A 23,064-nucleotide genomic window follows, 5' to 3' on the forward strand; every position below is an offset into this window, starting at 1 on the left:
GCGTCAATGTGGCGCGTCGGGGTGCCAGCCAAGCAGGGCGAGCATCACGAAGAAGCCGACGACATAGGCCGCCATGATCGGCCAGCCCTGGGTGATCCAGCGGACCACCGATTTGGCTTCCGGATACATGTTGGACACCGCAACGCCCGCCGACGAGCCGAACCAGACCATCGATCCGCCAAATCCGACCGCATAGGCGAGAAAGCCCCAGTCATAGCCGCCTTGCTTCAGAGCCAGCGCGGTCAGGGGAATGTTGTCGAACACCGCCGAGACGAAGCCGAGCCCGAGCGCGGTCTGCCACGACGCGGCGGGCAATTTCTCCACCGGCATCATCGAGGCCGCCGTCACCAGCGCGAGCAGGAAGACGGTGCCCTTCAGCGTCTCGGGCATCACCGACCAGTCCGGCCGCCGCAGCGCTGAGGTGACCAGGATCGCGGCCCAGACCGCGAGCCCGAGCACGGGCAGCGCTTCGAGCAGCGCGGGGAACTTCAGATTGGCCGTCACATTGGCCGTCAGCGCGGCGAGCAGGATCACGGCCACGATCCCCACCCGCGCCCAGTCGATTCTGAGGCCGGACGGTGCATCCTTCACGATCGGGGAAAAGCGGTGCTGTTGCAGCGAGGCCGGCACCGCAAATACCAGCATCGCGACGATGGCTGCGACATAGGCCTCCACCACCGTGAGCGGGCTGATGCCGTCGATCCACATCATCGTCGTCGTGGTGTCGCCGACGACGCTGCCGGCGCCGCCGGCATTCGATGCGGCGACGATGGCCGCGAGATAGCCGATATGCACACGGCCTCGGAACACGTGGCGGGCCACGGTGGCGCCGATCAGCGCAGCCGCGATATTGTCGAGGAAGCCCGACAGTACGAACACGATGACCAGCAGGATCAGTCCGCCCTTCCAGTCATCGGGCAGCAGCGCCGGCATCTCGTCGGGAATGCGGCTCTCCTCGAAGTGGCGCGACAGCAGCGCAAAGCCCATCAGGAGCAGGAACAGGTTGGCGAGCGTGACCCACTCATGCTCCATGTGATGCGCGAGACCGGGCAGGCCCGCGCCGAATTTCGCAAAGCCCGCGAACAGCAGCTTGTAGGCGACGATCGCGGCAAGGCCCGTCAGCGCCACCGCGAGCGTGTGGTGATGGAAGATCGCGACGCCGAGCAGCGTCAGCGCGAACAGGATGAAATCGAGCGGGATACCGTAGACGAGGAGTGGCGTGAGCAAGACGATCTCGATGGCTGGAGTGCCCGGCGGCGTGAAAGCGCTGACGGCCGCACTATCGCGCGGCGTGCGGAACTTCAAGGCGCGCTAACGCCGCAAGCTGGGCACGCCATGTGCTCCGAGCCGCGATCGAGGGGGACGACACTGCAAGCGCGTCGCCCCCGATCGGATCGCTAGAGCACGATGAGATTAGGTTTGATCTGGAGCGGCGGCAGAAGTTCACCTCTCCCTTGGGAGAGGTCGGCGCGTAGCGCCGGGTGAGGGGTTACGCTCTCTCGTTGGAGCCGCGGCCCCTCACCCGATTTGCTGCGCAAATCGACCTCTCCCCAATGGGGAGAGGTAAGCCAAGCCTGCGGTCCCGATTCAACCCAAACTCATCCTGCTTTAGCCCAACGTCTTCAGCCAGGCGCTGATCTCGGTCACCGCGATATTGGCCTGATTGAGGAGCTTGCCCATGGTGAAGAAGCCGTGGAACTGGCCGGGAAAATGCCGGTAGGTCACCGGCACGCCGGCATCCTCAAGGAATTTCGCGTACTCGTCGCCTTCGTCGCGCAACGGATCGGCGCCGGCGGTCAGCACATAGGCCGGCGGCAATCCGGCAAAGTCCTTTGCGCGCGCCGGCGAGGCGCGCCAGTCGTTGCTGTCGGCGTCGCCGAGATAATGGTTGGCGAACCAGCCGATCACCGAATGCGTCAGGAGGATGCTGGTCTCGGGCTCGCTGTGCGAGGGATGCTTCCGCGAGAAATCAGTCGCGGGATAGATCAGCAACTGGGCAGCGAGCTTCGGTCCGCCGGCGCGGGCGGTGAGGGCAACCACCGCCGCGAGGTTGCCGCCGGCGCTGTCGCCGCCGACGGTCAGGCGCGCGGCGTCGATGCCGAAATCCCTGGCATTGGCGGCGACCCATCGGGTCGCAGTGACGGCGTCGTCCACCGCGGCAGGGAAACGATGCTCGGGCGCCAGGCGATAGTCGATCGAGATCACGATCAGCTCGCCCTCATGGGCAAGCTTCTGGCAAACCACCTCATGGGTATCGAGATCGCCGATCACCCAGCCGCCGCCGTGGAAGAACACCAGGCATGGTGCGAGCCCGTCTTTCTTGCGCAGCGTGTTCGGCGTGTAGATGCGGGCAGGGATCGCGCCGTGCGGCGCCGGGATCGCCAGCGGCTTGCTCGATTCCAGCGCGGGCGGCTCGGGATTGGAGACGACGCGGGCGGCCCGATAATAGTCGCGCGCTTCCGGCGCAGTCAGCGTCTCATAGGCGGGACGGCCGGCCTCCTGGAACGCCTTGTAGACGGCGGCGGCATCGGGATCGAGAACGACGGGCATAGACAACAAACCTTCCTATGATGCTGGACTGAAATGTCAGGCGGCGGTGCGGCCGCCATCGACGGTGTAGGCGGAGCCGGAGACGTAGCTCGCCTCGTCGGAGGCAAGAAAAGCGACGATGGAGGCGACCTCGCTTGCGAGGCCAAGCCGGCGCGCCGGGATGCGATCGACGATCTTCTCGATCGGCGGCGGCGCGTTGCCGCCGGAGCGGCCCTGCAGGATCGTGCTCAGCATCCGGCTCTCGATCATGCCGGGGCAGACGCAATTGACCCGCACGCCGGTGCCGGTGCATTCCCAGGCCGCGCTCTTGGTCAGCCCGATCACCGCATGCTTGCTCGCGCTGTAGACCGCGATCATCGGCGATCCCACGAGGCCGGCGATCGAGGCGGTGTTGATGATGCTGCCCTTGTTCTGCTTCAGCATGACCGGCAGCACATGCTTCATGCCGAGGAAGACGCCGACGACATTGACGTCGAGCACCCGGCGGAAGCTCTCCAGCGAATATTCAGGGATCGGCTTGATGTCGCCCTCGACGCCGGCGTTGTTGTAGAAGGCATCGATGGTGCCGAAGCGGTCGACGGCGGCGCGGACATAGTCCTTGACCTCGTCCTCGTCGGTGACGTCGGCTTCGATAGCAAGGGCCTCGGCCGAGGCGGGCAGGTCCTTGGTGGCGGCGTTGAGATCGGCGCCCTTGCGGTCGACTGCGACAATCCGCGCCCCCCGTTCGGCGAGCAGTTGGAGCGTGGCGGTTCCGATGACGCCGGCAGCCCCGGTGACGACGGCGACCCGGCCGTCGAGCCTGATGCGATCGGGCATGGTGAGTTTCCTCTGGCTGGTCCGGTTCGATCCGGATTTTCCTGGTTTTCACGCGTGGCCGCGTGCCTTCAGCGTGAGGACTATCACACGTGTTCCCAGCAGTGACCAGAGGCTGGCCAGGGGCTGACCAGTGGGCCGGGGAGAGGTGGCCGGGTGCCCTTTCCCCGCCGTATTCGGCGTGTTAACCGGTGGCCTGCGAGCGGCCGATATCAAGGTAGACTGTCGCGAGCCCGATTCGCCCTTTAAAGCCGCGCGAGATGCTTCGAACCGTTGCCCTGACTGGCTTTGCGGCCCTGGTTGCCGCCTCAACCATCTCGCTTGCGCCGCCCGCGCGCGCGCAGATCGGAACGATTTTCTCCGATCCCGCGCCGCGTCCGCCCGGCTCGATCCCGCGTGGTCAGGCGGCCCCTCCCAGCGACGACGACGAGGAAGTGCCGGAATTGCCGCGCGGCCGCCTGCTGCCGACACAGCCGCGGGCGCTGCCGCCAGGCCAGGCGGTGCCGCCGCCCGGCAGCGTGCAGTCGCAGCCGCTGGCGCCGCCGCCCGGCTCGACGGTGGCTCCGCAGGGCACCCAGCCTGGTGTCGCCGTGCAGCCGCCGCAACCCGGCGGTCCCGCCGTTGCCAATACACCGCCCGGCGCCAACCCGCTGCCGCCGGGGCAGCGTCCCAAGGGCACGCCCCCAGGCACCGCGCCGCAGACGCCTGCCACGTTGCAGCCGGGCGACGAGGTCGTGCAGGAGCCGCCGTCGACCAAGATCACCAACAAGAAGGCGAGCTTCTCCGGTCTCGACAAGATCACCGGACGCATCATCAATTTCGACGAGGATATCGGCGAGACCGTGCAGTTCGGTGCGCTGCGGGTGAAGACCGATGCCTGTTACACGAGGCCGTCGACGGAAGCCGCCAACACCGACGCCTTTGTCGAGGTCGACGAGATCACGCTGCAGGGCGAGGTGAAGCGGATCTTCTCGGGCTGGATGTTCGCGGCGAGCCCCGGCCTGCACGGCGTCGAGCATCCGATCTACGACATCTGGCTGACCGACTGCAAAGGACCGGACCAGACCATCGTGACCGCCGCGCCCGATCCGCCGAAGGCGCCGACGCCGCCTCCGCCGCCGGCCCAGAAGCGCGCGCCGCAGAAGCAGGCCGCGCCGCGTCCGCCGCCGCTGCCGCAATACCAGCAGCAGCAGCCGCCGCCACCTCCGCCGCCCCAACAACAGCAGCGGCCGGGCGGGTTGTTCGGCGGATTGTTCGGAAACTGATTGGCACTTCGTAGCCCGGATGGAGCGTAGCGAAATCCGGGTTCCTGTCCGCACGGACAGTCTGCCCCGGATTGCGCTTCGCTTCATCCGGGCTACGTGATCAACGCGTCATTTCAATTGCGCTCGGCGATGATCGCCAGCGCGTCGGCGCCCTTGACCGGCTGGGTGGCGTCGAGTTTGCGGAAATCCGCCGGTGCGCCCGTGATCGCCTTGTCGAGCAGCGTGCGATAGCGGCGCCGCGAGATCTCGATCGCGCCGAACGTCCGCAGATGCTCCGTCACATATTGCGTGTCGAGCAGCTCGAACCCGCCCGCGATCAGCCGCGCCACCAGATGCACCAGCGCGACCTTCGATGCGTCGCGCATGGTGTGAAACATGCTTTCGCCGAAGAAGGCCCGGCCGAGGCTGACGCCGTAGAGCCCGCCGACCAGATTGTCGTCCTGCCAGACCTCGACGCTGTGGCAATGGCCCGACGCGTACAGCCCGACATAGAGATCGCGGATGCGCTTGTTGATCCAGGTGTCGTCGCGGCCGGGCTGCGGCGCCGCGCAACCGGCGATCACGGCCTTGAACGCGGTATCGACGGTGACGGTGAAGGCATCCGAGCGCACGGTGCGCGCCAGGCGGGAGGCGACACGGAAGCCGTCGAACGGAATCACGCCGCGCAATTCCGGCTCGACCCAGAACAGGGTCGGATCGTCGGCGCTCTCCGCCATCGGGAAGATGCCGCAGGCATAGGCGCGCAACAGCACCTCGGGCGTGATCTCGGAGGAGGCGGAGTCGCGTGAGGTCATAGCGCCAAGGATAGCAAAGCGCGGGCGGTCTTGCGATGGGGGCTGCCACCGGGACGCTACGTGTTGACGAAACGCGCCGGTTCCTCCACAAGCCGCGCCGTTCCGACGCAGTTTCCCGAGACGGACTGCGCGGTCGTGCTAGATTGCAACAAAAAGATGGCGGCGCTGCCGGGACACGGTGGCTTGCGCGCCCGACAATCGACACAGGTGAGGGGGACGCTGCATGAAATGGTCATGGCGGACGTTTGCGCCGTTGCTGGTCTGGCTGGTGATCTATCTGGTCCCGGTGCCGTCGGGGCTGAACGCCAATCAGTGGCACTATTTCGCGGTGTTCGCCGCCGTGATCACCGGGCTGATCCTTGAATCGATGCCGGTCGGCGCGGTCGGTCTGATCGGCCTGACGGTCGCCGGCATCGGCGGCTATGTCGAGCACGACCCGAACAAGTCGCTGCGCTGGATGCTCGGCGGCTTTTCCGAGAGCACGGTGTGGCTGATCGTCGGCGCCTTCGTGTTCTCGATCGGCTATCGCAAGAGCGGGCTCGGCCGCCGGCTGGCGCTGCTCTTGGTGCGCGGTCTCGGCCGCCGCACCATCGGGCTCGGCTACGCGGTGGCGTTCTCCGATCTCGTGCTGGCGCCGGCGACGCCGTCCAACACCGCGCGCTCGGGCGGCACCATCTATCCGATCGTCAGCAACATCCCGCGCATCTACGGCTCGGAGCCCGGCCCGACCGCGGGCAAGATCGGCACCTTCGTGATGTGGACCGCGTTCGCGACCACGGCCGTCACCAGCTCGCTGTTCCTGACCGCGCTGGCGCCGAACGCCGCCGCGCTCTCGATCGCCAAGAAGCTCGTCAACATCGAGGTCGGCTGGTCGCAATGGTTCATCGGCTTCGCGCCGCTCGGCATCCTCTTGCTGCTGCTGGTGCCGCTGCTCAGCTATCTGGTCTGCCGGCCCGAGATCAAGGAGAGCCCGGAGATCGTGACCTGGAGCGAGGGCGAGCTCGCCAAGATGGGGCCGCCGTCGCGGCACGAATGGATCATGGCGGTGCTGGTGGTGCTCGCGATGTTCCTGTGGATCTGCGGCTCCAATCCCAATATCAGCGTGCCGCTGCTCGGCTCGAACTTCATCAACGCGACCACCGTCGTGTTCGTCGTGATCTCGCTGATGCTGCTGACCGGCGTGATCGCGTTCGAGGACATCGTCGCGGAGAAGAGCGCGTGGGAGGTATTTTTCTATTTCACCTCGCTGCTCACGCTGTCGTCGGGCCTCAACGAGATCGGCTTCATCAAATGGGTGGCCGAGGGCTATGCCAAGCCGCTCTCCGGCACGTCGCCGCTGGTCGGGATGATCCTGCTCGTCACCTTCTTCTTCTGGATCCACTATTTCTTCTCGAGCATCACCTCGCATACCGCCGCCGTGCTGCCGGTGGTGCTCGCCGTCGGCTCCAGTATTCCCGGCCTGTCGGTGCAGACCCTGATGCTGCTCTGCGTCTATTCGCTGGGCCTGATGGGCGTGATCTCGCCCTATGCCACGGGACCGGCGCCGATGTATTACGGCAGCGGCTATATCGGCAAAGGCGACTTCTGGAAATTCGGGCTGATTTTCGGCCTGATCTACTTTGCCGGATTGTTGCTGATCGTGTTGCCCTGGTTACAAATGATCGGGTAAAATAGCCACAATCCAGCGAGAAACAGCGGCCGACCGGGAAGCGCCGCTATCCTTTACAATTCTTAACGCGCTTTGTCCGGCAGAAGCCTTCAAAATGCTTCGTCGGATGTGGCGCGCGCGGAGTTCAGGGGACACATAGAGCCGCGCGAGCTCATTCGTGTTTCTTCGTGGGCAGGTTATGGACCAGCAGATCAAAGACCCGTCGATTGTGGCGCCCGAGCGAACCAGGCGAGGGTCGCGTTGGCGAGGGTTTCTGACGGGATGTCTCGTATTGGCGGTGCTTGCAGGCATCGTCTGGTGGACGCGGCAGCAGGCCGCCCCGCCGCAGGCCGGTGGCGGCCGCACCGCCGGGCCGATGTCGATCGTGCCGGAGACGATCGGCAAGGGCGATATCGGCGTCAGCCTGAATGCGCTCGGCACCGTGACGTCGCTCGCGACCGTGACGATCAGGAGCCAGATCAGCGGCTATCTGATGAAGATCGATTTCAAGGAGGGCGATGAGGTCAAGAAGGGCGACCTGATCGCCGAGATCGATTCGCGCCCCTATGAGGCGACGCTGGCGCAGGCCAAGGGACAGCTCGCCCGCGACGAGGCGCAGCTGAAGGGCGCCCAGGTCGATCTCACCCGCTACCAGAACCTCGCCGCGCAGAATGCGGTGCCGCATCAGACGCTCGACACCCAGGTGGCGCTGGTTGCGCAGTACCAGGGCACGGTGGAAGCCGATCGCGCCTCGGTGAAGTCGGCCGAGGTGAATTTGCAATATTGTCACATTGTGTCGCCGATCAACGGACGCGTCGGACTGCGTCTGGTCGATCTCGGCAACTATGTGACGCCGGGCGACACCAACGGCCTGGTCGTGATCACGCAGCTCGAGCCGATCAGCGTGCTGTTCACGCTGCCGGAGGACAATCTGCAGGCGGTCGCGAAGCGGTTGAAGGAGGGCGCGGTGCTGCCGGCGGTGGCCTATGACCGCAGTGGTGCCAACAAGCTCGCCGAGGGATCGTTGCAGACCTTCGACAGCCAGATCGATGCGACCACCGGCACCATCAAACTGCGCGCGCAGTTCGAGAACGACAAGCGCACGCTCTATCCGAACCAGTTCGTCAACGTCCGCCTGCTGCTCGATACCCACAAGGATGCGACGACGATGTCGACCGCCGGCATCCAGCGCGGCGTGCCCGGCACCTTCGTCTATCTCGTCAACGCCGACAGCACGGTCTCGGTACGGCCGGTCAAGCTCGGCGTCACCGACGGCGACCGGGTCGAGGTGCTGTCCGGGCTTGTGCCCGGCGATCGCATCGTGATCGACGGCGCCGACAAGCTGCGCGAGGGCGCCAAGGTGGTCGTGCGCTCCGCCGCCGATGCCGCCAACCCGGCGGCTGCGGCCAAGGGGACGGCGAGTGGCGCGGCGAACGGGGCCGCGAAGGGCGACGGCAAGGGAGATAGTAAGGACGGCGCTGATCCCGGAGGCGGCCACCACAAGCGGTCCGAGGACGGGCAGAAGAAATGAACCCGTCGCGGCCATTCATCCTGCGGCCGGTGGCGACGACCCTGATGATGATCGCCATCATGTTGTCGGGCATGCTCGCGTTCCGATTTCTCCCGGTCGCGGCGCTGCCGGAGGTCGACTATCCGACCATCCAGGTGCAGACCTTCTATCCGGGCGCGAGCCCCGACGTGATGACCTCGTCGGTGACGGCGCCGCTCGAGGTGCAGTTCGGCCAGATGCCGAATCTGACCCAGATGAGCTCGGTGAGCTCGGCGGGCTCGTCCGTGATCACGCTGCAGTTCGGCCTGTCGATCTCGCTCGACGTCGCCGAGCAGGAGGTGCAGGCCGCGATCAATGCCGCGGGCAATCTCTTGCCGTCGGACCTGCCGGCGCCGCCGATCTACGCCAAGGTCAATCCGGCCGACGCGCCGATCCTGACCCTCGGCCTGACCTCGAAGACCATGCCCCTGACCCAGGTGCAGGATTTCGTCGACACGCGGCTGGCGCAGAAGATCTCGCAGCTGCCCGGCGTCGGCCTCGTCAGCATCAGCGGCGGCCAGCGGCCGGCCGTGCGCATCCAGGCCGACATCCGCAAGCTCGCGGCCTATGGCCTCAACATCGACGATCTCCGCACCACGCTCGGCAATGCCAACATCAACACGCCGAAGGGCAATTTCGACGGCGCGATGCGCGCCTACACCATCAATGCCAACGACCAGATCCGCAATGCCAGCGACTACCGCTCGCTGATCATCGCCTACAAGAACGGCTCGCCGGTCCGCCTCAGCGACGTCGGCAACGTCGTCGACGGCGCGCAGAACGACAAGCTCGGCGCCTGGATGAACGAGACGCCGGCGATCATCCTCAACATCCAGCGCCAGCCCGGCGCCAACGTGATCTCGGTGGTGCAGGGCATCAAGGACCTGCTGCCGCAGCTGCAGGCGACGCTGCCGGCCGCGATCGACCTCAATATCCTGACCGACCGCACCGTCACGATCCGGGCCTCGGTCCGCGACGTCGAATATGAGCTGTCGCTTGCCGTGATTCTGGTCGTGCTTGTGATCTTCGTGTTCCTGCGCTCGACCCGCGCCACGCTGATCCCGAGCCTGTCGGTGCCGCTCTCGCTGGTCGGCACGCTCGGCGCGATGTACCTGTTCGGCTTCAGCCTGAACAACCTGTCGCTGATGGCGCTGACGATCGCGACCGGCTTCGTGGTCGACGACGCCATCGTCGTGATCGAGAACATCTCGCGCTACATCGAGGAGGGCGAGTCGCCGCTCGAGGCGGCGTTGCGCGGGTCCGAGCAGATCGGCTTCACCATCATCTCGCTGACGGTGTCGCTGATCGCGGTGCTGATCCCGCTGCTCTTCATGGGCGACGTCGTCGGCCGCCTGTTCCGCGAATTCGCCATCACGCTGTCGGTCACGATCCTGATCTCCGCCGTGGTGTCGCTGACCCTGGTGCCGATGGCCTGCGCGAAGCTGCTGAAGCCGGAGGCCATGGCGCGCGAGAACACCTTCCAGCGGCTCAGCCGCGAAGCCTTCGATGCCGTCATCGCGATCTACGCCCGGATGCTCAACTGGGTGCTGGATCGCCAGACCTTCGTGCTGCTGATCGCGCTAACCACCTTTGGCCTGACGGCGCTGCTCTACGTCGTCATCCCCAAGGGCTTCTTTCCGGTGCAGGACACCGGCGTGATCCAGGCGATCTCCGAGGCGCCGCAATCGGTGTCCTATGCGGCGATGGCCGAGCGGCAGCAGCGGCTCGCCAGCGCGATCCTGAAGGATCCGGACGTGCAGAGCCTGTCGTCGTTCATCGGCGTCGACGGCACCAACACGACGCTGAACAGCGGCCGCATCCTGATCAATCTGAAGCCGCATGAGCAGCGCAAGGCCAATGTCTCGACGATCATGGACCGGATCAAGGCGAGCACGGCTGATCTGACCGGGATCACGCTCTACATGCAGCCGGTCCAGGACCTCACCATCGAAGGCACCGTGAGCCGGACGCAGTACCAGTTCATCCTGCAGGATGCCGATCCGAACGAGCTTGCGGAATGGACGCCGAAGCTGGTCGACAAGCTCCGGGAATTGCCCGAGCTCAGCGACGTCACCAGCGACATCTCGGCGCAGGGGCTTTCGGTGTTCGTCGACATCGACCGCGACCAGGCGGCGCGGTTCGGCATCACGCCGGCGACGATCGACAACGCGCTGTACGATTCCTACGGCCAGCGCATCGTCTCGACCGTCTTCACCAATTCGAACCAGTACCGCGTGATTCTGGAAGCCGATCCGTCGCTGCAGAATTCGCTGGATTCGCTGTCGTCGATCTATTTGCCGTCATCGGTGGGCTCGACGCCGGTGCCGCTGTCTGTGATGGCCAAGATGCGGGTGGAGACCGCGCCGCTGCAGATCTCCCATCTCGGCCAGTTCCCGTCGGCGACCGTCTCGTTCAATCTCGCCCCGGGCGCTTCCCTCGGCGGGGCGGTGACGGCGATCAAGCAGGCGCAGGCCGACATCAACCAGCCGCTCGGCATGATCACGAGCTTCCAGGGCGCGGCGCTGGCGTTCCAGTCCTCGCTTTCCAACCAGCTGTTCCTGATCCTGGCCGCGATCATCACGGTTTATATCGTGCTCGGCGTGCTCTATGAGAGCTTCATCCATCCCTTGACCATCCTCTCGACGCTGCCTTCGGCCGGGATCGGCGCGCTGCTGGCGCTGATGATGGCCGGCCAGGATCTCACCATCATCGCGATCATCGGCATCATCCTCCTGATCGGCATCGTGAAGAAGAATGCGATCATGATGATCGACTTCGCGCTCGATGCCGAGCGCAACGAGGGCAAGCCGCCGCGGGAGGCGATCTACCAGGCCTGCCTGCTGCGGTTCCGGCCGATCATCATGACGACGATGGCAGCTGTCCTCGGCGCGCTGCCGTTGATGCTCGGCAGCGGCGCGGGCTCCGAGCTGCGGAATCCGCTCGGCATTTCGATCGTCGGCGGCCTCCTGGTGAGCCAGCTGCTGACCCTGTTCACGACACCGGTGATCTACCTCTGGTTCGATCGCCTCGCGCTGCGGTTTGCCGGGCGGGCGGACGAGATCGGCGAGGCGAGCGGGTCGCGTTGAGCCATGGATCCGTCAACGCCCTTCATCCGTAGGCCGGTCGCAACCACGCTGTTGACGTTCGGGCTCGCGGCGGCCGGCATCGTCGCGTTCTTCAAGCTGCCGGTGTCGCCGCTGCCGCAGGTGGACTTCCCGACGATCTCGGTGCAGGCGACGCTGCCCGGCGCCAGCCCGCAAGATGTCGCGACCACGGTCGCCAGTCCCCTCGAGCGCCATCTCGGCCAGATCGCCGATGTCACCGAGATGACGTCGTCGAGCTCGGTCGGCTCGACCCGCATCACGCTGCAGTTCGGGCTGAACCGCGATATCAACGGCGCGGCGCGCGACGTGCAGGCCGCGATCAATGCCGCGCGGGCCGACCTGCCGACCAGCCTGCGCAGCAATCCGACCTATCGCAAGGTCAATCCGGCCGACGCGCCGATCCTGATCCTGACGCTGACGTCGGATACGCTGACGCGCGGCGATCTCTACGACGCCGCCTCCACCGTGCTGGCGCAGAAGCTGTCGCAGGTCGAGGGCATCGGCGAGGTCGTGGTCGGCGGCAGCTCGCTGCCGGCCGTGCGCGTCGATCTGATCCCGCAGGCGCTCTACAAATACGGCATCGGTCTGGAAGACGTCCGCGCGGCGCTGTCGAGCGCCAACGCCCACAGCCCCAAGGGCGGCATCGACGTCGGCGACCAGCGCTACCAGATCTACGCCAACGACCAGGCCAACAAGGCCGATGACTACAAATCGCTGATCGTGGCCTACCGCAATGGCGCGCCGGTTCATCTCTCCGACGTCGGCGAGGTGGCCGATGGCGTCGAGAACCTGCGCAATGCCGGGCTCGCCAACGGCAAGCCGGCGGTTCTGATCATCCTCTACCGGCAGCCGAACGCCAACATCATCAGTACCGTCGACCTCGTGAAGGGGCTGATGCCGCAGCTGCAGGCATCGGTCTCGCCGGCGATCGACATCGGCTTTGCGGTTGACCGTTCGACCACCATCCGCACCTCGCTCCGGGACGTCGAGCGAACCCTCGTTCTGGCGGTGCTGCTGGTCATCATCGTGGTGTTCGCGTTCCTGCGCAATGCGCGCGCCACCTTCATCCCGGTGGTGGCGGTCTCGGTGTCGCTGGTCGCGACCTTCGGGGCGATGTACCTGTTCGGCTACAGCCTGGACAACCTCTCCCTGATGGCGCTGACGGTCGCGACCGGCTTCGTGGTCGACGACGCCATCGTCGTGCTGGAGAACGTCATCCGCTACATCGAGCAGGGGCTGAGCCCGCTCGAGGCCGCGCTGAAGGGCGCCAACGAGGTCGGCTTCACCGTGCTGTCGATGAGCATCTCGCTGATCGCGGTGTTCATCCCGATCCTGCTGATGGCCGGCATCGTCGGGCGGCTGTTCCGCGAGTTCGCGATGGTGATCTCGATCTCGATCCTGATCTCGCTCGCGGTCTCGCTGGCGACCACGCCGATGATGTGCGCCGTGCTGCTCAAGCCGGACGCCGGCGGCCATGGCCGGCTCTATTGGGCGAGCGAGCGCTTCTTCGAGTCGATGCTCAATTTCTACCGCAGGACGCTGACCGCGGCGCTGGCGCATCCGCTGTCGGTGATGCTGATCCTGGCGGCGGTGTTCGGCCTCAACTTCTATCTCTACGACGTGATCCCGAAGGGCTTCTTCCCGCAGCAGGACACCGGCCGGCTGGTCGGCTCGATCCAGGCCGACCAGAGCGTGTCGTTCCAGCTGATGCAGCAGAAGCTCGCGCAGTTCGTCGGCATCATCAAGCGCGATCCGGCGGTGGAGACGGCGGTCGGCTTCACCGGCGGCGGGCAGACCAATTCCGGCTTCGTGTTCGTCTCGCTGCGTCCGCTCGATGAGCGCAAGATCGGCGCCGACGGCGTGATCGCGCGGCTGCGCCGCGAGTTGTCGGTGGTGCCGGGCGCGAGCCTGTTCCTGCAGGCGGTGCAGGACATCCGGGTCGGGGGCAGGGCCTCGAACGCGCAGTATCAGTACACGCTGCAGGGTTCGACGCTGGAGGAGCTCAATGAATGGACGCCGAAGATCGCCGCGGCCCTGCAGCGCGATCCTGATCTCGCCGACGTCAACAGCGACCAGCAGAACAAGGGCCTGGAATCCGATCTCGTGATCGACCGCGACGCCGCGGCCCGGCTCGGCATCACGGTGAGCCAGATCGACAACACCCTCTACGATGCCTTCGGCCAGCGGCAGGTGTCGACGATCTATGTCGCGCGCAACCAGTATCACGTCATCATGGAGGTCGCGCCACGCTACTGGCAGAATCCGGAGACGCTGAAGGACGTCTATATCAGCACGTCCGGCGGATCGGTCGGCGGCTCGCAATCGACCAACGCGGTGGCGGGCACGGTCGTTGCGCCAGGCACCTCGAGCGCGGCCAGTGCGGCCAACGCTCAGGCCGCGCGCAACCAGGCCACCAATTCGATCGGTTCGACCGGGAAGGGCGTGGCCTCGACCGGATCGGCCGTCTCCACCAGCAGCGAGACCATGATCCCGCTGTCGGAGGTTGCGGCGTTCAAGCAGGGCGCGACGCCGCTTGCGGTCAATCACCAGGGCCTGCTGGTCGCCAACACCATCTCGTTCAACCTGCCGCCGAACGTGTCGCTGAGCACGGCGGTCGGCAGCATCGAGGCGACCATGAACCGGATCGGGGTCCCGGCCACGATCCGCGGCACCTTCCAGGGTACCGCCAAGGCGTTCCAGGACTCGCTGAGCAACCAGCCGTTCCTGATCCTTGCCGCGCTGGTCGCGATCTACATCGTGCTGGGCGTGCTCTACGAAAGCTACATCCATCCGCTGACCATCTTGTCCACATTGCCCTCGGCGGGTGTGGGCGCCTTGCTGGCGCTGATGGCATTCAAGACCGAGTTCAGTATCATGGCGCTGATCGGCGTCATCCTGCTGATCGGCATTGTGAAGAAGAACGCCATCATGATGATCGACTTTGCGCTGGAGGCGGAACGCAGGCGCGGGCTGGAGCCGCTCGAGGCGATCCGGGAGGCCTGCCTGCTGCGCTTCCGCCCCATCATGATGACGACGATGGCCGCGCTGCTCGGGGCGGTGCCGCTGGCGATCGGCATGGGCGACGGCGGCGAGCTGCGGCAGCCGCTCGGAATCGCCATCGTCGGTGGCCTGATCCTGAGCCAGGTCCTCACGCTGTACACGACGCCGGTCATCTACCTCTATCTCGACCGGTTCCGCCTGTGGGCCCAGCGCGTGCGCCGCGGCGGCGCGATGCGGATGCCGGGCTCCTCACTTCAACCGGGCGAGTAAATGCCGACAGGTGCAGCGTTGCGAAATCTTCAGTTGGTGCGCAAGCCGATCCGGTTTCTGCGCGTGGCGGCGTTCGGCGGCCTCAGCCTCGGCCTGTCCGGCTGCATCCTCGGGGCGGAGAAGCCCGAGCTCAGCCTCGAAGTGCCGGCGAGCTACAAGACTGCGGCCAAGGGCGATGCCGACGCGGCCGTTCCGGCGCTCGCCTGGTGGCGCGGCTTCCGCTCGCCCGAATTGACCGGGCTGATGGAATCCGCGCAGCTCTACAATCTCGACATCGCGGTGGCGATCGCCCAGATCGTGCAGGCCGATGCCCAGGTCGGCGTGTCCGGCGCCGCGCTGCTGCCGTCCATCTCCGGATCGGCGAATGCCGAGCGTCAGCGTGTGGCAACGGGATCCAGTTCGTCGTTCGGCACCAGCGGCACTTTCTCGCAGTACAGCCTCGGGCTGAGCGCAAGCTACATCGTCGATTTCTGGGGCAAGAACCGCGCGACGCTGTCGGCCTCGGAGGAGAGTGCGACCGTCGCGCGCTACAATCGCGAGGTGGTCGCGCTGACCACGATGGCGACGGTCGCCAATACCTATTTCCAGCTGCTGGCGGCGCAGGACCAGATCAAGGTCACCCGCCGCAACCTCGCGGCGGCCGAGCGCATCCTTGCGCTGATCAAGTCGCAATTCGCCGGCGGCACCGCTTCGCAGCTCGATCTGTCGCAGCAGGAGGCACTGGTCGCCACGCAGCGCGCGGCGATCCCGCCGCTCGAGGTCACGGTCGGACAGAGCAGTGCGGCGCTCGCCGTGCTGGTGGCGCGCGCCCCGGCCGATTTCAAGGTCCGCGGCGGGTCCACCACGCAGATCGCAGTGCCGCGCGTCACGCCGGGACTGCCGTCGGAATTGCTCTACCAGCGGCCTGACGTCCGCGAGGCCGAGGCGCAACTGGCGTCGTCCAATTTCAGCGTCGATGCGGCGCGCGCGGCGTTCTTTCCGCAGATTCAGCTGACCGGCACCACCGGTTTCCAGAGCGCGGCGCTCGCCGCGCTGTTTGCGCCGGGCGCCTGGTACTACACGCTCGCCGCCGGGCTGACCCAGCCGCTGTTCGACGGTTTCCTGCTGGAGAGCCAGCTCAAGCTCGCCAAGGGCCAGCAACTGCAAAACCTGCAGGCCTATCGCAAGGCGGTGCTGTCGGCCTTCGCCGATGTCGAGAAGGCGCTGATCGCGTTGCAGAAGTACACATTGCAGGAGCGCCTGCAGTCCGACGTCGTCGCCGCCTCGCGCAAGGCGTTCGAGGTCGCCGAGACGCAGTTGCGCGGCGGCACGGTCAACCTGATCACGGTGCTGCAGGCTCAGCAGACGCTGTTCACCGCCGAAAACAATCTGGTCACGGTCCGGCTCAACAAGCTGCTGGCGGCGAGCAGCCTGTTCCAGGCGCTCGGCGGCGGCTGGACGCCCGCCGGTACGCTGGCGGCGGCGGTGCCATGAGGTCAGCCATGCAGCGTTTCGCGACACTCCTCGTTGTCCTCGTCATCGCGCTGGGCGTATTGACCGACGCGTCCCGCGCGCAGCAACGGCCGCCCAACAGCGTTCCGCTCGCCTTCGGCATGAGCGCCGCGAAGGCCAGCCAGTCGCTCGGCGTTCCCCTGAATTACGTGCGCGGCACGCCGGGCAATGAATTGTTCGTCGCGCTGCCCAATGTCAGGGGCAGCGTGCTGTCGAGGCGCAGCGACGGGCTCTATCTGCAATTCGGCAAGGGACGCTTGATCGCCTGGAAGGGCGACTGGGGCACCCTTCCGCAATGAGGGTTTCGGCCATGATTGCCATGAGAGGACTGATCGCCTGCGCCGTCATCGCGCTGAGCGTAGCCGCGGCGTCGGCCCAGCAGCGGCCGATGCGCTACGGCAGCACCGGCGGCGCGTATTTCGACGGCAGGGACGACGACCGCGATTTTCGCAGCAACGGCTATTTCCCCGGCAATTTCGCCGTCGATCCCTTCAGCGCAGGCTTCGGTGCGGCCGGCCTGTTCGGCTCGACGCCGTGGCATTCTGCGCGGCCCTATCCGTCGCAGGTGGTGTTTGGCGCACGGTGTCAGGATTGCCGTCCGCAGCGCGCACCGCGGCACCGCGGCAGGCACGAGTGAGGCGCTTCGGAGAGGCTTGATGCCTCTAGGCCTTGCGCAAGAGCTCCTCGATGATGCGCGGCTTCATCCAGCCGGCCTTGTCGATGATTTCGTTGCGCAGGGTGTCCTTTTCCATCTCGTATTGTTCATCCGAGATATCCCGGCCACCGGTCGCGGTGATCCCGAATGTCTCGAGCAGGGCGTTGTGCCTCGCCTTCCACGCGATCACATGCTCGGTCATGACTTGCGTCACGGATGGCAGGAAGCCGGGATGGCCTGCCAGGCCGCATGACGCCGTGGTCTGCGGGTCTCCTGCCAGCATGATCACGTTCCACTCGTCGTAGCCGATCAGCCCCATCTGCGCGTAGAGAAACGCGCCATGCGGTCCATCCCAGATCTTCTGGTCGATGACCAGGAACGGCACCGCGTGGCAATGGCCGTGCCGCGCCGTCATGTCGCGATTGAAGGTCTCGGTACGATCCTGCAATCGCTTGCTGGCCGCGGCGAACACGGCAAGGCGATTGTCGGCCGTCGGCACGATGCCGGCTTCGTCGTCAGGCGCGAAGCCCGCATCGCGCAGCATCGAGCCGATCAGCGGGTGATCCCACTGCTGCTTGTGAAAAGCGGGCGTCGCGCATTCGGCGCCCGGCACTGGACGCGCGGTCTCCTTGAGCTCGCCCAAGGTCGTCTCTTGCTTCTTTCCAAAAACTGGCCTGCGTCCGAACATCGCGTGCCGCTCCTGCCAAGCAGTTGGCACAAGCATCGCGAAGGACGCCCAGAACTTTCTTAACCGGTCAGGCTCGGCGGGCCGCGATCCATCAGCAGCATGACGTAGTCGTTAAAGCGAACCGGACAAATCAATCGAATTTGCCGAAATTTGCGGCATTAGCTGGCGGCGGCGCTTGTCGATTTGTCGAGCGCCGGGCTGACGCGGGCGAACCGCACCACGAAGCGGGTGCCCTTGTGGCCGGGGTCGCGCTCGACGCTGGCATCGAGCTTGGCGGCCATCGCGCTGACGATGCGCTGGCCCATGCCGGTGCCGCGCGGATCGGCCTTGTCGGAAAAACCGACGCCGTCGTCGCTGATCGCGAGTTGCAGATCGTCGCCCTGCGGCTTCAGCTCGACATGGATCGGGCCGGCGCCATCGGGATAGGCGTACTTCACGGCGTTCATCACCAGCTCGTTGACGATGATGCCGATCGCGACCGCGCGGTCGGGATCGATCTCGATCGGGTCGGCCTTCAGGGTCAGCCGCGACATCTTGTTGCCTTCGGCCGATCGCCGGAGATCCTCGAGCAGCGCCTCGAGATACTGGTTGAGCATCACCGTCTTGAAGTCGTGCGAGGTGTAGAGGCGGCGGTGCACCTGTGCGACGGCCGCGACGCGCCCCATCGCGTTGGTGAGCGCGGCCTTCACATCCTGCTGGGTCGCGGAGTTGGCCTGCAGATGCAGCAGCGAGGCGATGATCTGCAGCGAATTGCCGACGCGATGGTTGACCTCGCGGAGCAGAACCTCACGCTCTGCGGCGAGCGCGGCATAGCGGTCGCGCGAAGCGTGCACCTCGGCCTCGGCTTCATCGCGCGCCTTCTGGAGTGCGGCCTGCCGGATCGCGCCGTTCACCGCGACCTGGAGCAGGGGGATGAATTCGCCCCTGACGTCCTTGACCAGATAGTCCGCCGCACCGGCCTTCAGCGCGGTGACGGCGATCGCCGAATCCTGCGACGCCGTGACGAACACCACCGGCGGGGCGTCCGGTATCTTGAGGATCTGCTCCAGCGTCTCCAGCCCGTCGAGGCCGGGCATGTACTGGTCGAGCGCGACGACGTCGATGCCGCCCTGGCCGAGCCGGTCGAGGCCTTCCTGGCCGCTTGCGGCGTGCACGACCTTGTAGCCCGCGCGCGTCAGCCCGCGTTCGACGAGGCGCGCCAGCGCCGCGTCGTCGTCGATGTAGAGCAGTGTCGGCGTTGCGTTGGTCATAAGGCAGCCGGCGGCACCTGAATCACCGAAAAGAACAGGCCAAGCTGGCGAATGGCGTTGGCAAAGCTTTCGTAGTTCACCGGCTTGGTGATGTAGACGTTGCAACCGAGCTCGTAGCAACGCTTGATCTCCTGGGAGTCGTCGGTCGTGGTCAGCACGACCACCGGCGTCGACTTGAGATACTTGTTCTCCTTGACCCGCTTCAGAATATCGATGCCGGTCATGTCGGGCAGATTGAGATCGAGCAGGATCAGCAGGGCCTGGCCCTTGCGCTCGACGGCGCTGCCATCCTTGCCGAACAGGTAGTTGACGGCCTCTGTACCGTTGGTGAACGGGATGATCTCATTGTTGACACCTGAGCGCCGGATATTCCGCTCAATCAGGCGGGCATGGCCCTCGTCGTCCTCGATCATGATGATGGTGACTGGATCACTCATGTCACTTTGTCCCGATTCTTGCCTGACCAATTGATAGGCAGCGTGATCGTGAAGGTGCTGCCGTTGTGAAGTTCCGATGCTACCGACATGGTGCCGCCCAGTCTGCGCACAAGTGCGCGGACATGGGCAAGCCCGATGCCCTGACCGGGCTTGTCCTGGGTTCCGGCGCGACGGAACAAATCGAAGATGCGCTGATGGTCCTTCGGATCGATGCCGCGGCCGTTGTCGGTGACCTCGAAGATCGCGAAGCCGAGCTTGGTGCGGCCCTCGATCGAAATCTCGCCGGGAACGCCGTTCCTGAGGTACTTGAGTGCATTGTCGATCAGATTGGAGAAAATCTGCTCCAGCGCGAGGCGGTCGCTGACGATATTGGGCAACGCGCCGACCTCGACCGTCGCATTGGCCTCGACGGCCTGGTGAGCCACCGTCTTGACGATGCCGTCGATCAGCTCGCGCAGATCGATCCGTTCGGGCTTGAACTCGCGGCGGCCCTCTCGGGTCAGATTGAGGATCGCACTGATCAGGCGGTCCATCTTGGCGATCGACGATTTGATGAAGCCGAGCGATTCGTTGAAATCGTCGGATAGCTGCTTGTCGGAGCCTTCGAGCTCGGGCTCGGCCACATCGGTCGCGTCTTCCGGCATCGCAGGTGCCAGCGACGCGGCGCGATTGAGCGTGGCGATCCGCTTGAAGATGTCGCCGCGCAGTTCCTCGAGCTCGCTGGTGAAGCCCATGATGTTGACCAGTGGCGAGCGCAGATCGTGGCTGACGATATAGGCGAAGCGCTGGATTTCCTCGTTGGCCTCGCGCAGGTCGGAGGTGCGTTCGTCGACGATGGTCTCGAGATTGATGTTGCTGTCGCGCAGCCTCGCCTCGGCCTCGTCGCGCGCCCGCGACGATCGCCGCAGCAGCACCACCGAGAGAGCGGCGAGCGCCAGCACCATGCAGGAGCCGGCGATCGTGACTGAGGAGGCCAGCACCTGGGTCTTGTCGGCCGTCGCGGTGCGTACCGCCAGCAGGCGATCCTCCTCGGTACGGATGTCGCGGCCGATCCGGGCGATTGCCTCCAACGCATCGGTCGACGTGCCCTTGCGCAAGATGTCGATGCTGGTCGCGGTGTCGTTGTTCTTGACGCGCTCGATGCTGAGCGCGAACTCGGCCAGCCGTTGCTCGACCGCGGCTTTGAGCTTCGCGGCATTGGCGACCTGCGCCGGATTGTCCGCGGTCATCATCTGGAGATGGTTGAGCGCGGCCGGGACTCCCGCTGCCGCGGACTGGTACTCGGACAGGTATTGTGGTGCTGATGTCAGCAGATACGCCCGGGTGGCGCTTTCGGCGCGCCTGATGTCGAGCAGCAGATTGGCAATCTGGCTGTCGGTCTCGACGGTGTGAATCACCCAGGCGTTGTCCTCGCGCGCCTTGTTGACTAGCAGGACCGACGCCACGCTGACCGCGACCAGCACGAAAAATCCCGCCGACAGCAGGAGGATCTGTAACGTCGACCGGCGTCGTGAAACGAGCGTCACGACGATCTCGCTATGGGAGTGGGATTCAACGCGTCCCCGTGGAAAGCCAATAACCCTATAATACGTTTGAGGAAGGGCCGGGTTCCACGGAGTTCCGAACTATTTTGCGGCGTCGGACGGCTGACCGGCGAGGTACTGCTCCAGCCAGTGAATGTGGTAGTCGCCCTCGATGATGTCGGGCTCCCGCACCAGCGCACGGAACAGCGGCAGCGTCGTCTCGATCCCGTCGACCACCATCTCGTCCAGCGCCCGGCGCAGCCGCATCAGGCATTCGCCGCGGGTCTTGCCGTGCACGATCAGCTTGCCGACCAGCGAGTCGTAATAGGGCGGGATCACGTAGCCCTGATAGACGGCGGAATCGATCCGCACGCCGAGGCCGCCAGGCGGATGGAATTGCGTGATCCGTCCGGGCGAGGGACGGAAGGTCTGCGGGTTCTCCGCATTGATGCGGCACTCGATGGCGTGGCCGATGATCGCGATGTCGTTCTGCTTGGCCGGAAGGTCGCCGCCGGCGGCGATCCGGATCTGCTCCAGCACCAGATCGATATCGGTGATGCTTTCGGTGACGGGATGCTCGACCTGGATGCGCGTGTTCATTTCGATGAAATAGAACTCGCCGTCCTCGTAGAGGAATTCAATGGTGCCGACGCCGAGATATTTCATGTCCCGCATCGCCTTGGCGCAGGTCTCGCCGATCGTGGCGCGCGCCGCCGCCGCGAGCACGGGCGAGGGGCCTTCCTCCCAGACCTTCTGGTGGCGGCGCTGCAGCGAGCAGTCGCGCTCGCCGAGATGGATGGCGCCGCCGCGGCCGTCGCCGAGAATCTGGATCTCAATGTGGCGCGGCTTCTGCAGGTATTTTTCCAGGTAGACCGAGGCGTCGCCGAATGCCGACTTGGCCTCGTTGGCCGCGGTCGAGAGCGCCAGCGCGAGGTCAGCCTCGGTGTGGGCGACCTTCATGCCGCGGCCGCCGCCGCCGGCCGCCGCCTTCACCAGCACCGGGAAGCCGATCTCCCTGCCGATCGCGAGTGCGTCGGCCTCCGAGGTCACCGCACCGTCCGAGCCGGGCACCACGGGAATGCCGAGGCGCTTGGCGGTCTTCTTGGCTTCGATCTTGTCGCCCATCAGGCGGATGTGCTCGGCCTTCGGTCCGATGAAGCCCAGATTGTGGTCGGCGAGGATCTCGGCGAAGCGCGCGTTCTCGGACAGGAAGCCGTAGCCGGGATGCACGGCGTCGGCGCCGGTGATCTCGCACGCCGCGAGCAGCGCCGGCACGTTGAGATAGGAATCCTTCGACGGCGGCGGGCCGATGCACACGCTCTCGTCGGCGAGCCGCACATGCATGGCGTCGGCGTCGGCGGTGGAATGCACCGCGACGGTCGAGATGCCGAGCTCCTTGCAGGCGCGCAGCACGCGAAGCGCGATCTCGCCGCGATTGGCTATGAGGATCTTGTCGAACATCGCAGCGCCTGGTGTTGACGGAAGCTATTCAATGATGACGAGCGGCTCGCCGAATTCGACCGGCTGGCCGTCCTCGACGAGAATCTGCGTCACGGTGCCCGCGCGCGGCGACGGAATCTGGTTCATCGTCTTCATCGCCTCGATGATCAGAAGCGTCTGGCCGGCGCTGACCTTGGTGCCGACTTCAATGAACGGCTTGGCGCCCGGCTCGGGCGCCCAATAGGCGGTGCCGACCATCGGCGAGGGCACGGCGCCCGGGTGCTTGGCGAGATCGGTCGCAGCCGCAGCCACCGGGACGGCCACCGCGGCCGGTGCGGCAACGCTCGCCACGGTTGGCACCGAGGCCGCGATGCTGATGTTGCGTGCGACACGGACACGCAGGCCGGCACGCTCGATCTCGATCTCGGTCAGATTGGTTTCCGCGAGCAGCAGCGCGAGCTCGCGAATGAGGACGCTGTCGTCGCTCTTGGAGTCGTTCTTGGATTTTGCGGCTGATTTGTCGTCTGGCTGGCGCGCCATGCTCTGTGATCCAAAATCTCTGTCTGGTGACGGGGAACGTCAGGATT

At 65.7% G+C, this 23,064-nt stretch carries 18 protein-coding genes; 8 read left to right on the forward strand and 10 right to left on the reverse strand.

Annotation, left to right across the window (positions count from 1 at the left end; genetic code table 11):
- Nucleotides 1-3: 3 nt before the first annotated feature.
- The 3 genes from XI02_RS20765 to XI02_RS20775 form a co-directional block, all read right to left on the reverse strand.
- A complete protein-coding gene (locus XI02_RS20765; protein ID WP_026192710.1) occupies nt 4-1,227 on the reverse strand; it encodes an SLC13 family permease in 1,224 nt (407 codons plus the stop codon).
- Between the two features lie 381 nt (nt 1,228-1,608).
- Nucleotides 1,609-2,550, reverse strand: a complete 942-nt coding sequence (locus tag XI02_RS20770) for an alpha/beta hydrolase (RefSeq protein WP_018271399.1) — start codon at nt 2,548-2,550, stop codon at nt 1,609-1,611.
- 36 nt (nt 2,551-2,586) lie between these two features.
- Nucleotides 2,587-3,366 carry an SDR family NAD(P)-dependent oxidoreductase gene (locus XI02_RS20775; protein ID WP_018271400.1) on the reverse strand — a complete coding sequence of 260 codons (780 nt, stop codon included), beginning with the start codon at nt 3,364-3,366 and terminating at the stop codon, nt 2,587-2,589.
- A 257-nt stretch (nt 3,367-3,623) separates the two neighbouring features.
- On the opposite strand from XI02_RS20775, the gene XI02_RS20780 reads away from it, so the two are divergent.
- On the forward strand, nt 3,624-4,628 hold the full coding sequence (locus tag XI02_RS20780) for a DUF2155 domain-containing protein (protein ID WP_018271401.1): 1,005 nt from the start codon (nt 3,624-3,626) through the stop codon (nt 4,626-4,628).
- A gap of 113 nt (nt 4,629-4,741) precedes the next feature.
- Here the strand turns inward: XI02_RS20780 and aat are convergent, their stop codons facing one another.
- Nucleotides 4,742-5,422: a leucyl/phenylalanyl-tRNA--protein transferase gene (gene aat, locus XI02_RS20785; protein WP_018271402.1), complete on the reverse strand. Its 681-nt coding sequence runs from the start codon at nt 5,420-5,422 to the stop codon at nt 4,742-4,744.
- A 223-nt stretch (nt 5,423-5,645) separates the two neighbouring features.
- Here aat and XI02_RS20790 point away from each other — a divergent pair, with 223 nt between their 5' ends.
- From XI02_RS20790 to XI02_RS20820, 7 genes are all read left to right on the forward strand, one after another.
- The gene (locus XI02_RS20790; RefSeq protein ID WP_018271403.1) at nt 5,646-7,091 is read left to right on the forward strand and encodes a DASS family sodium-coupled anion symporter; all 1,446 of its coding nucleotides are present in this window, start codon (nt 5,646-5,648) and stop codon (nt 7,089-7,091) included.
- Nucleotides 7,092-7,269: 178 nt separating this feature from the next.
- A complete protein-coding gene (locus XI02_RS20795) occupies nt 7,270-8,601 on the forward strand; it encodes an MdtA/MuxA family multidrug efflux RND transporter periplasmic adaptor subunit (RefSeq protein ID WP_080650362.1) in 1,332 nt (443 codons plus the stop codon).
- Nucleotides 8,598-11,705, forward strand: coding sequence for an MdtB/MuxB family multidrug efflux RND transporter permease subunit (locus XI02_RS20800; protein ID WP_018271405.1), 3,108 nt, complete (start codon nt 8,598-8,600; stop codon nt 11,703-11,705). The genes XI02_RS20795 and XI02_RS20800 overlap by 4 nt, the downstream gene beginning before the upstream one ends.
- A 3-nt stretch (nt 11,706-11,708) precedes the next feature.
- Nucleotides 11,709-14,993: an efflux RND transporter permease subunit gene (locus XI02_RS20805; RefSeq protein WP_018271406.1), complete on the forward strand. Its 3,285-nt coding sequence runs from the start codon at nt 11,709-11,711 to the stop codon at nt 14,991-14,993.
- On the forward strand, nt 14,994-16,466 hold the full coding sequence (locus tag XI02_RS20810; RefSeq protein ID WP_244980686.1) for an efflux transporter outer membrane subunit: 1,473 nt from the start codon (nt 14,994-14,996) through the stop codon (nt 16,464-16,466).
- 8 nt (nt 16,467-16,474) lie between these two features.
- Nucleotides 16,475-16,783 (forward strand): hypothetical protein, encoded by a 309-nt coding sequence (locus XI02_RS20815; protein WP_016840055.1) that lies wholly within the window; start codon nt 16,475-16,477, stop codon nt 16,781-16,783.
- Nucleotides 16,784-16,794: 11 nt separating this feature from the next.
- A complete protein-coding gene (locus XI02_RS20820) occupies nt 16,795-17,121 on the forward strand; it encodes a BA14K family protein (RefSeq protein WP_244980685.1) in 327 nt (108 codons plus the stop codon).
- Nucleotides 17,122-17,146: 25 nt separating this feature from the next.
- Here the strand turns inward: XI02_RS20820 and XI02_RS20825 are convergent, their stop codons facing one another.
- From XI02_RS20825 to accB, 6 genes are all read right to left on the reverse strand, one after another.
- Nucleotides 17,147-17,782: a hypothetical protein gene (locus XI02_RS20825; protein ID WP_172648053.1), complete on the reverse strand. Its 636-nt coding sequence runs from the start codon at nt 17,780-17,782 to the stop codon at nt 17,147-17,149.
- 203 nt (nt 17,783-17,985) lie between these two features.
- Nucleotides 17,986-19,077, reverse strand: coding sequence for a sensor histidine kinase (locus tag XI02_RS20830; RefSeq protein ID WP_018271410.1), 1,092 nt, complete (start codon nt 19,075-19,077; stop codon nt 17,986-17,988).
- Entirely contained in the window at nt 19,074-19,514 is a 441-nt protein-coding gene (locus XI02_RS20835; protein WP_016840088.1) for a response regulator, read from the reverse strand. The genes XI02_RS20830 and XI02_RS20835 overlap by 4 nt, the downstream gene beginning before the upstream one ends.
- Entirely contained in the window at nt 19,511-21,040 is a 1,530-nt protein-coding gene (locus tag XI02_RS20840; protein WP_026192712.1) for a CHASE3 domain-containing protein, read from the reverse strand. The genes XI02_RS20835 and XI02_RS20840 overlap by 4 nt, the downstream gene beginning before the upstream one ends.
- A gap of 99 nt (nt 21,041-21,139) precedes the next feature.
- The gene (gene accC / locus XI02_RS20845) at nt 21,140-22,498 is read right to left on the reverse strand and encodes an acetyl-CoA carboxylase biotin carboxylase subunit (protein WP_018271412.1); all 1,359 of its coding nucleotides are present in this window, start codon (nt 22,496-22,498) and stop codon (nt 21,140-21,142) included.
- Nucleotides 22,499-22,522: 24 nt separating this feature from the next.
- Entirely contained in the window at nt 22,523-23,017 is a 495-nt protein-coding gene (accB, locus tag XI02_RS20850) for an acetyl-CoA carboxylase biotin carboxyl carrier protein (protein WP_018271413.1), read from the reverse strand.
- Nucleotides 23,018-23,064 lie beyond the last annotated feature (47 nt).

The sequence above is a fragment of the Bradyrhizobium sp. CCBAU 21365 genome, from assembly GCF_015291305.1.
In the GTDB taxonomy this organism is placed as follows: domain Bacteria; phylum Pseudomonadota; class Alphaproteobacteria; order Rhizobiales; family Xanthobacteraceae; genus Bradyrhizobium; species Bradyrhizobium elkanii.

Bases quoted from the DNA above. Each gene is read 5' to 3' on its own strand.
- XI02_RS20770 (WP_018271399.1), bottom strand. From the start codon at position 2,550: ATGCCCGTCGTTCTCGATCCCGATGCCGCCGCCGTCTACAAGGCGTTC.
- XI02_RS20775 (WP_018271400.1), bottom strand. From the start codon at position 3,366: ATGCCCGATCGCATCAGGCTCGACGGCCGGGTCGCCGTCGTCACCGGG.
- XI02_RS20780 (WP_018271401.1), top strand. From the start codon at position 3,624: ATGCTTCGAACCGTTGCCCTGACTGGCTTTGCGGCCCTGGTTGCCGCC.
- aat (WP_018271402.1), bottom strand. From the start codon at position 5,422: ATGACCTCACGCGACTCCGCCTCCTCCGAGATCACGCCCGAGGTGCTG.
- XI02_RS20790 (WP_018271403.1), top strand. From the start codon at position 5,646: ATGAAATGGTCATGGCGGACGTTTGCGCCGTTGCTGGTCTGGCTGGTG.
- XI02_RS20795 (WP_080650362.1), top strand. From the start codon at position 7,270: ATGGACCAGCAGATCAAAGACCCGTCGATTGTGGCGCCCGAGCGAACC.
- XI02_RS20800 (WP_018271405.1), top strand. From the start codon at position 8,598: ATGAACCCGTCGCGGCCATTCATCCTGCGGCCGGTGGCGACGACCCTG.
- XI02_RS20805 (WP_018271406.1), top strand. From the start codon at position 11,709: ATGGATCCGTCAACGCCCTTCATCCGTAGGCCGGTCGCAACCACGCTG.
- XI02_RS20810 (WP_244980686.1), top strand. From the start codon at position 14,994: ATGCCGACAGGTGCAGCGTTGCGAAATCTTCAGTTGGTGCGCAAGCCG.
- XI02_RS20815 (WP_016840055.1), top strand. From the start codon at position 16,475: ATGCAGCGTTTCGCGACACTCCTCGTTGTCCTCGTCATCGCGCTGGGC.
- XI02_RS20820 (WP_244980685.1), top strand. From the start codon at position 16,795: ATGATTGCCATGAGAGGACTGATCGCCTGCGCCGTCATCGCGCTGAGC.
- XI02_RS20830 (WP_018271410.1), bottom strand. From the start codon at position 19,077: ATGACCAACGCAACGCCGACACTGCTCTACATCGACGACGACGCGGCG.
- XI02_RS20835 (WP_016840088.1), bottom strand. From the start codon at position 19,514: ATGAGTGATCCAGTCACCATCATCATGATCGAGGACGACGAGGGCCAT.
- accC (WP_018271412.1), bottom strand. From the start codon at position 22,498: ATGTTCGACAAGATCCTCATAGCCAATCGCGGCGAGATCGCGCTTCGC.
- accB (WP_018271413.1), bottom strand. From the start codon at position 23,017: ATGGCGCGCCAGCCAGACGACAAATCAGCCGCAAAATCCAAGAACGAC.